This window comes from Paenibacillus sp. 01L418 (assembly GCF_056400045.1).
In genome coordinates, this window is the sequence record NZ_JBFTSN010000277.1 from 1 (window position 1) to 8,720 (window position 8,720).

The window sequence follows — 8,720 nt, forward strand, 5'->3', positions numbered from 1 at the left end:
TGCTATGGGTATCCAAATTTGCATCAGCGCAAGGTGATACCGCATCGGGTTATGAGCTCAGCGTAATTGCTGCGTGTGTACTAGGCGGTGTGAGCATTGCAGGCGGTTCTGGCAAAATATCGGGCATCATCCTTGGCTCTATTTTACTAGGTATTTTGAATAATGCACTTCCTTTGATTAACGTATCGCCATTTTGGCAGAACGGCATTCAAGGCGCAATTATTTTGATCGCGGTCCTTATTAATGCAATCGTCAAGCGCGGCGTTGATCGCAACAATCTTATGAGGAGGAAAATCTAACGCTATGGAGCCGAGAATTGTTACGAATAAGCAGGATTTTTCCTTCAAAAGGTTTTTCCTTCAGTGGGAATGGATGTTGGTGGTATTGTTTCTTGCCATAACCGTCATGAATATGAATCTATCTGAGTTTTATTGGGATTACGATAATTTGCGAGATGCAACGATGGGATTTCTGGATAAAGCATTTATCGTGCTCCCTATGGTGTTCATCATCATCCTCGCGGATATCGATATATCCGTCGCATCGATTGTAGCATTATCGTCTGTTATTATGGCGGACTTATTCAATAAAGGAGTCCCTATTGTGCTGGCTATGGTCATTTGTTTGGCAGTGGGCACCATTTGCGGATGGATTAACGGCATCCTTATTGTGAAGTACAAGGAATTGTCCGCAGTTATCATTACTTTGGCAACGATGATCATTTATCGGGGAATCGCCTACATTATTTTGGAAGATCAAGCAGCAGGATCTTTTCCAGAGTGGTTTAGCTATTTGGGCTGGGGGTACGTGGGACCGATTCCGTTTATCTTGATCGTTTTTGCGGTATTTGCCATTGTGTTTAGCTTACTGCTGCACAAAACCGTGTTCGGCCGACAATTGTACGCGATGGGGAATAACATCAACGCGGCCCGCTTCTCAGGTGTGAATGTCGATCGTGTAAAAGTAATCGTCTTTACGCTTGCAGGACTGATGTCCGCTGTGACTGCTTTGTTTCTAACTTCCCGTATGGGAAGCACGCGTCCTAATATTGCGATGGGGTATGAACTCGATGTCATTGCCATGGTTGTTCTCGGCGGCATTAGCACGGCTGGAGGAAAAGGAAGAATGGTAGGAGCCATACTAGCGGTCTTCCTCATAGGTTTCCTGCGTTATGGTTTAGGATTAGTTAACGTACAAGCGCAAATCCTGCTCATTATTATAGGCTTGCTGCTTATATTCGCCGTCGCTGTTCCGAGGCTTAAAGTAGGCCGGAGTCGTACGAAGAAAACTTAAGTTGGTGCAATACAGTCGATCGGCTGTTTTGTATATAAAGGATTGGACAAAAAAAGGGAGGAAAAACAATGAAAAGAAACAAGGTGTTATCCGTTTGTTTAACTGTTTTGCTTACGATCTCGATGTTAACCGCATGCGGAGGAGGCAACAGCGTCAATAACTCCAAAAATACGGGCGGCAACAAGAGCGAAGCTACAGAGAAAAACAAGGGAAATGACACATCGGACAGCACGAAAAAGAAGAAATATGCCATTATCTTTAAAAACACGGGTAATCCATACGGTGAGAAGCAAATGGAAGGCTACAAAAATGCTGTTGAAGAGCTCGGATATGAAGCGATTTTGAAGGCGCCTGATCAGCCGACAGCAGAAGCGCAAATTCAAATGATTGAAGAGCTTATCTCGCAAAAGGTGGACGTGATCGCAATTGCGGCAAATGATCCGGACGCGCTCCAGCCGGCGCTGAAGAAAGCGATGAAACAAGGAATTAAAGTGCTTTCTTTAGATTCAGCGGTTAACGCAGCCAGTCGCATGGTTCATGTAAATCAAGCAGATCCTGAGCGTATCGGCCGCACACTAATTCAAGGCGTATCGGAAATGATTGGCGGCGAAGGCGAAATTGCGATCCTGAGCGCGACCTCTCAAGCGACAAACCAAAACACATGGATCGAATGGATGAAGAAAGAGCTGGAGGATTCGAAATACAGTAAAATCAAGCTCGTTAAAGTAGCTTATGGTGATGATTTGCGTGATAAAAGCGTGTCCGAGACTGAGGCGCTCTTGAAATCGTATCCTGATCTGAAAGGTATTATTGCGCCAACGACAGTAGGAATCGCGGCAGCGGGCAAGGTTTTAACGGATAAGGGTCTCACTGGGAAAGTGCAATTGACCGGTCTTGGCCTGCCAAGTGAAATGGCGGAATACATCGTGAGCGGCGTATGTCAGTGRATGTATTTGTGGAATCCGATTGATGTTGGGTACTTGTCCGGTTATGCAGCTGACGCATTGGTGAACGGCAAGATTACAGGTGCGGTTGGGGATAAGCTGACAGCTGGCAAACTAGGTGAGAAAGAAGTCGTGAAAGACGGTGAAGGCACGCAAATTATGCTTGGCGATCCCTTCAAATTCGATTCCTCTAACATCGCTGAATGGAAGGATGTTTATTAAAACAATCCTTTCATCATTACACATAATCGAAGAATGAGAAGATTGGCCGGGTAGTCGTTGAAGGACCTGCAGCAAGCAGGATATCCTTTCTTGTACTCCCGGCWATTTTTTTATGGATTTATGTTTAGTCTTCCAAATTGAGAGCGATACCAATGTAATGAAAAAGGGAGTGTTTTGGCAAATGAATAGTTTGTTCAGGAAGAAGCTGCTTGGTTTATTTTTAGCAACTGTTCTTGTAATTGCTTTATTACAGCCAGTAGCCGCATTCGGAGCAGAAGGAACGGGCCAAATGACTGCATATGACTTACATACAGAGTATAGCCATAACCCAATCGGAATCGATAACACCATGCCGAGACTCAGCTGGTTGCTTGAATCAACAGAGAGAGCACAGATGCAAACTGCCTATCAAATCATTGTCGCTTCAGAAGAGAGCCGTTTGGCTGGCAATGAAGGAGACATTTGGGATTCTGGCAAAATCATGTCCAGCGATTCCAACAATGTGGAATACAAAGGAGAAGCTTTACAATCCGGAAAACGTTATTTCTGGAAAGTGAAGGTTTGGGATAACCATGATCACGCTTCAGCATGGAGTGAGCTGGGCTCGTGGGAAATGGGATTGCTCGCGCCTGCTGATTGGCAAGCCAAGTGGATTGCCGCCTCAACACCTGCGACTGTACCGTCAAGCTATTCTATCGAGCTGGATTTTATAATATTAAATGATGGGGCAGCCATTTTGTTTGGCGGACCTAATGCTTCCAATAATTTTTTCTGGCAGTTTAACGTAAAAGAAAAAGCGTATGCCCAGTTTCGGCCACACACGAATGTCGGCGGTACGAAGCTTATGAAGGAAGTAGATATTTCACGTGTCATTCCGAATGACAAGCAATTGAATGTTGCTTATCATCTGAAAATTGAAGTGAACGGCAAAGAAATCAAAACCTACATCAACAATGAGTTAATCGACACGATGAAAAATGACAATATATCATTCGGTCCTATTGGATTCCGCCAGCATAAAGACGCAAGGACGAATGAGCGCGCCTTGTTCGACAATATCGTCATTAAGGATGAACACGGCAAGGAGTTGTTTCAAGCAAATTTTGATGATAAGGAAGCAGCAAGCTTTGAAGGGGGACAATTAACGGAAGATGGAAAACTACTCGTAGAGAACGGCACCTTTTATCAGAAAGTCGAGAGCAGAAGCTCACCTATGCTGAGGAAAGATTTTGAAATTGCGAAGCCAGTACGCAAAGCGACTGTCTACTCGACGGCGCTTGGACTTTATGAGCTCAGCCTAAATGGGACACGGGTAGGCAGCGATTTCTTTAATCCGGGATGGACGGATTACAATAAGCGTTTGCAGTATCAGACCTATGATGTAACCGACATGCTCCTTGAAGGAGGAAATGCGGTTGGGGCAATGCTGGGTGACGGTTGGTACGCGGGAAATGTGGCACATGTTGGTCCAAATCAGTACGGAACAGAGCTGTCGTTTTTATTCCAATTAAAAATTGAATATGAGGATGGCACAAGTGAAACGGTAATGACCGATTCTTCTTGGCATTCAACGACTTCGGGTCCCGTTCGCTACTCCGACATTCTAATGGGAGAGACATATKACGCGCGCAAAGAAATGGATAAGTGGAACCGTTCGAATTATGACGTTTCATCATGGAACGATGTAAAAGAGGTCAGCCATTTCCGCGGGAAGCTGGTTGCACAGGTAGGCCCTACCGTCAAGGCGACGGAAGAATTGAAGCCGAACTCAGTGAAGCAACCTAGTGCCGGTACTTATATTTTTGATATGGGACAGAACATGGTTGGCTGGGCAAGGTTAAAAGTCGAAGGCACTGCCGGAACGAAAGTGAAGCTGCGGTTTGCCGAGATGCTGAATGATGATGGGACGCTTTACACGGAGAACTTGCGTACAGCTAAACAAACAGATGAATATGTCCTAAAAGGAAGTGGGCTTGAGCAATATGAACCGCATTTCACATTCCACGGTTTCCGTTACGTAGAAGTGACTGGTTATCCGGGTGAACCTGCTTTAGATAGCATAACGGGGATTGTTGTTCACACCGATACACCGAAGACCGGGACATTTGAAACCTCCAATCCGATGGTCAATCAGCTTTATAGCAACATCACATGGGGACAACGAGGAAATTTTTTAAGCGTTCCAACAGACTGTCCTCAGCGTAATGAACGAATGGGCTGGACAGGAGATGCTCAGGTGTTCGTTCGCACTGCTACCTATAACATGGAAGTTCCTGGGTTTTACGAGAAATATATGCGGGATGTTGTTGATGCGCAGGGGGCAAATGGAGCATTCCCAGACGTTGCGCCAAATGTTAGCGGAATGGGCAATGGAAGCAACGGCTGGGGAGATGCAGGCGTTATTATCCCATGGACACTGTACTTAGCTTATAACGACACTTCCGTAATCAAAGAGCATTATGATGCGATGGTGAAATGGATCGAGTTTCTCAAAACGAACAGCAACAAGCTCATTCGTCCGGCTGGTGGTTACGGAGACTGGTTGAGCGTGAATGAAACTACACCAACGGATGTGGTGAATACGGCCTATTTTGCATACAGCACGAATTTATTGTCCAAGATGGCAGCGATCATTGGGAAAACAGACGATGCGGAGAAATATAGTCAATTATTTAAAGATATTAAAGCTGCTTTTAACACCGCATTTGTTGGTTTGGACGGACAGATCAAAGGCAATACACAAGCAGGTTATGTGTTTGCACTGCACATGGATTTATTGGATGGAGATATCAAGAAGAAAGCTGCCGAGCATTTAGTTAACAATATTAAAAGTAAAAACTGGCATCTGTCGACCGGGTTTCTTGGTGTAGGTTATTTGCTGCCGGTACTAACAGAAGCGGGCTATACAGAGGTTGCTTACCGCTTGTTGACGAACGATACGTACCCATCATGGGGATACAGCATCAAAAATGGCGCAACGACCATTTGGGAGAGATGGAATTCCTATACACAGGAGAATGGATTCGGTGACGCAGGAATGAACTCTTTTAACCATTATTCGCTTGGCTCCGTTGGAGAATGGATGTTCCGCTATGCGGCAGGAATCGAGGCAGATCCAGAGCAGCCTGGATTCAAACATATTATCATTCAGCCTACACCTGGTGGAGAGTTTAGCCATGTGAATGGAGAATACAAGTCTATTTACGGTTTGATCAAGAGCCGCTGGGAGCAGGAAGGCTCAGCCTTCAAGCTGAATGTGACGATTCCAGCTAATACAACAGCGACCGTATACATTCCAGCGGTAGATCAAGCATCCGTGAGCGAAGGCGGACAGCTTGCTGAAGAAGCTGTTGGTGTCAAGTTTTTGCGAATGGAAGGGGACAAAGCGGTCTATTCGGTCGGATCTGGAGCATACTCGTTCGCTAGTACAATGGCTGATTCCAACTTAAAGCTGGAAAGCATCAACTTGAGCAGCAAAGCAACGAAGCTGCAGCATGGTGAACAAACTCAGCTCACATTAAGCGGAAGTATGGATAATGGAATGGAAGCCGATTTCACTAATGCTGAGATTAAGTATGAGAGCAGCAACACTAATGTGATCAAGGTTGCTGATAACGGAATCGCAGCTGCAGTTGGACCCGGCTCCGCAGAAATTACTGCAACGGTAAAATCAGGAGAAGTTGTGCTTACCTCCTCTATTCGGTTGATCGTAGTTACCGGGGCGAATCTGGCGTTAGGCAAAAAGGCAACCGCACGCGAAACGTTGGAGATTTCGCCAGAGTGGGGGGCAGCAGGGCTCACGAACGGCAATTTGGCGCGAAAATATTCATCAACAGGCTCTCCTTCGCAGTCGCAAGAAAACAATCCGCTTTGGGTAGAGATTGATCTGGGTGCGAATCAAGATCTGAATAGTGTGGTGCTGTATCCAAGAACGGATTCCAGTACAAAGGATTCACGAACCGCCTCCTACCCTATTGATTTCCTTATTCAGGTTAAGCCTGATGGCGGAGATTATTTAGAAGTAAAGAGAATGACTGGTGAGCCGAACCCGTTGATGCTGCCACAGCTGTATACGTTTGAAAACCAAACCGCTAGATATGTGAGGCTGTCGGTCAATAAGCTTGGGGATATGGCATCAGACGATATTTACTATAGGCTCCAATTAGCTGAGCTGGAGGTATATAACAATCAAGCTGGCTTGCCCGTTACTGGCATAAGCTTGGATCGTACTTCGCTCGAAATGAAGGATGGAGAAAGCATCGAAATTGCTGCGACAGTGCTTCCGGCAAATGCTGCAAATAAGCTGGTGCACTTTGAGTCCAATCACGAGAATATTATCGTCACGAATGTTCATTATGATGAGGCTAGCGATACAACGAAAGCAACTGTAACAGCAACCAATAAGGGAGCAGATCAAGTAAATGGCGTCATAACTGCGACGACAGAAGACGGCAGCAAGACGGCTGCGCTAAATGTTACGGTAACCGCAGCTTCCGCAGAACGAGATATGGCTGCTTTGTCAGGAAGTGACACTGTCATAGCAGGACAGGGAACGGAGTGGACGATCGGTGCTGAAAATGTAGGCTCAAACTTCACGGCTCTTGATGTTATTGTTCATTATGACCCGCAGAAATTCGAATTCCAGACGGTTGGGGAAAGTACTTACCTCTCGCTGGACCCATCGGTCATTCAGTCGTTGAAGCCGAATTTCGAAGTGTTTGGAACGGCGGTTAAACCCGAGCTTGGCCAGATTCGGATCATCATGGTCACCTCAGGCCAGCAGCAAGCAGGTATTGACGGTGGCAATCTGTTCCGCCTCCACGGGAAGGTGAAACCGAGTGCACAAGCAGGCAATACAACGGTATCGCTGTCTGATTTCCAAGTGTCGGATAGTGGCAAGGGAACAATGATGAATGTATCGCGAGCTGTACTCTCGATGGAAGTGCTCCTCGCTGACAAAACAGCGCTGAATACGGCAATCGAACAAGCGCAGGCGTTACATGATGTCGCAATGGAAGGCACGCAGCCGGGTCAGTATCCAACAGGTTCTAAGGCGGCATTGCAAGCAGTAATCAACAGTGCGATTGCAGTGAAGAATGATCCGAATGCGACTGTGGAGCAAGTCACCATAGCGCTTAACGGCTTGAATGGAGCAGTAAAAGTGTTTAATGATTCGGTGATTCCATCAGCTCCTGGTGACAGGACGGAGTTAAACCGATTGATTGCAGAAGCACAATTAAAACATGACAGGGCAATCGAAGGCACAAAGGTCGGCAAGTACGCTGCGGGATCAAAAGCGCTGCTGCTGGCAGCCATTAACACAGCCAAGAATACAGGAAGCAGCCAGTGGCAAATAGATGAGGCTGTAACGATGCTAAACAAAGCTCTTCAAGTTTTCAAAGCGAAGATTGTGACACTGATCGAGGGACAAACGAAGGTTACAATTCGAGATCTGTCGATTATAGCGAATTTCTATGGTGTCACCTACAAAGATCCAAACTGGTCTGAAATTGAGAAAGCAGATGTGATCGGCGCAAATGTAATCGACATTCGTGTATTAGCTTCCATTGCGCAAATGATTCTTGAAGAGTGGAGCTTGGAATAGACATACGAATTTCGAATAGGAGGCAGGCACACTAACCTGCCTCATAAACTCTGCGATGAAAGGATTCATGCGATATGTCGAATGCAAAGAGAATGGTGATAGTATTCACAATTTTAATCAGTATGTTCAGTTTAATGCCCATTTCGGCAATGGCGGATAAGGCAGCTGCTTCTTTTGAACTAAAGATTACTAGTCAAGAAGCCAAAACTGAAATATCAGTAGTAGGAAAAAACTTAACCGATGTATTTGCCTATGATATTTCGATGAAATACGATTCCACTCGATTGAAGTTTGTTGGAGCACATACGGCATTGACAGGTTTTTCTGTCGATCCGATCGTAAAGAAGGGGACCATTCGGTTTGCCCATACGAAGACAGGCAATTCAGCTGGCGAGACAGGGGACAAAGAGCTGGTATTGCTGAAATTTGAGCGAATTGCTGAGGGGAATGCTGAGGTCAGCCTTCAAGCTGTGCAGCTTGTTAATTCGAAATTGGAGATGAATGAACTGAAACCTGTGCTGCAGGTAACTGTAGCTGGAAAATCTATTACTGTGGATTGGAAAGATATTAAAGGACATTGGGCTGAGAGTGCGATTAGGGAAGCGGCAGAGCTCGGTTTTGTTACGGGGTATGCCGATGGAACATTCCTTCCTAAC

5 protein-coding genes are annotated in these 8,720 nt (G+C 45.8%); all 5 read left to right on the forward strand.

Translation table 11 applies throughout. The features are described 5' to 3' along the window. The coding region (locus tag AC1DSE_RS24580) for an ABC transporter permease (RefSeq protein WP_477528325.1) at positions 1-299 on the forward strand (299 nt) is incomplete at its 5' end. Between the two features lie 4 nt (positions 300-303). Beyond that, complete coding sequence (locus tag AC1DSE_RS24585) at positions 304-1,293, forward strand: ABC transporter permease (RefSeq protein WP_339202968.1); 990 nt, start codon at positions 304-306, stop codon at positions 1,291-1,293. A 68-nt stretch (positions 1,294-1,361) separates the two neighbouring features. Continuing rightward, positions 1,362-2,459, forward strand: coding sequence for a rhamnose ABC transporter substrate-binding protein (rhaS, locus tag AC1DSE_RS24590; protein ID WP_477528326.1), 1,098 nt, complete (start codon positions 1,362-1,364; stop codon positions 2,457-2,459). Between the two features lie 181 nt (positions 2,460-2,640). Further along, entirely contained in the window at positions 2,641-8,064 is a 5,424-nt protein-coding gene (locus AC1DSE_RS24595) for a family 78 glycoside hydrolase catalytic domain (RefSeq protein ID WP_477528327.1), read from the forward strand. 74 nt (positions 8,065-8,138) lie between these two features. Further along, positions 8,139-8,720 (forward strand): S-layer homology domain-containing protein (locus AC1DSE_RS24600; protein WP_477528328.1); only part of this gene is annotated, 582 nt, incomplete at its 3' end.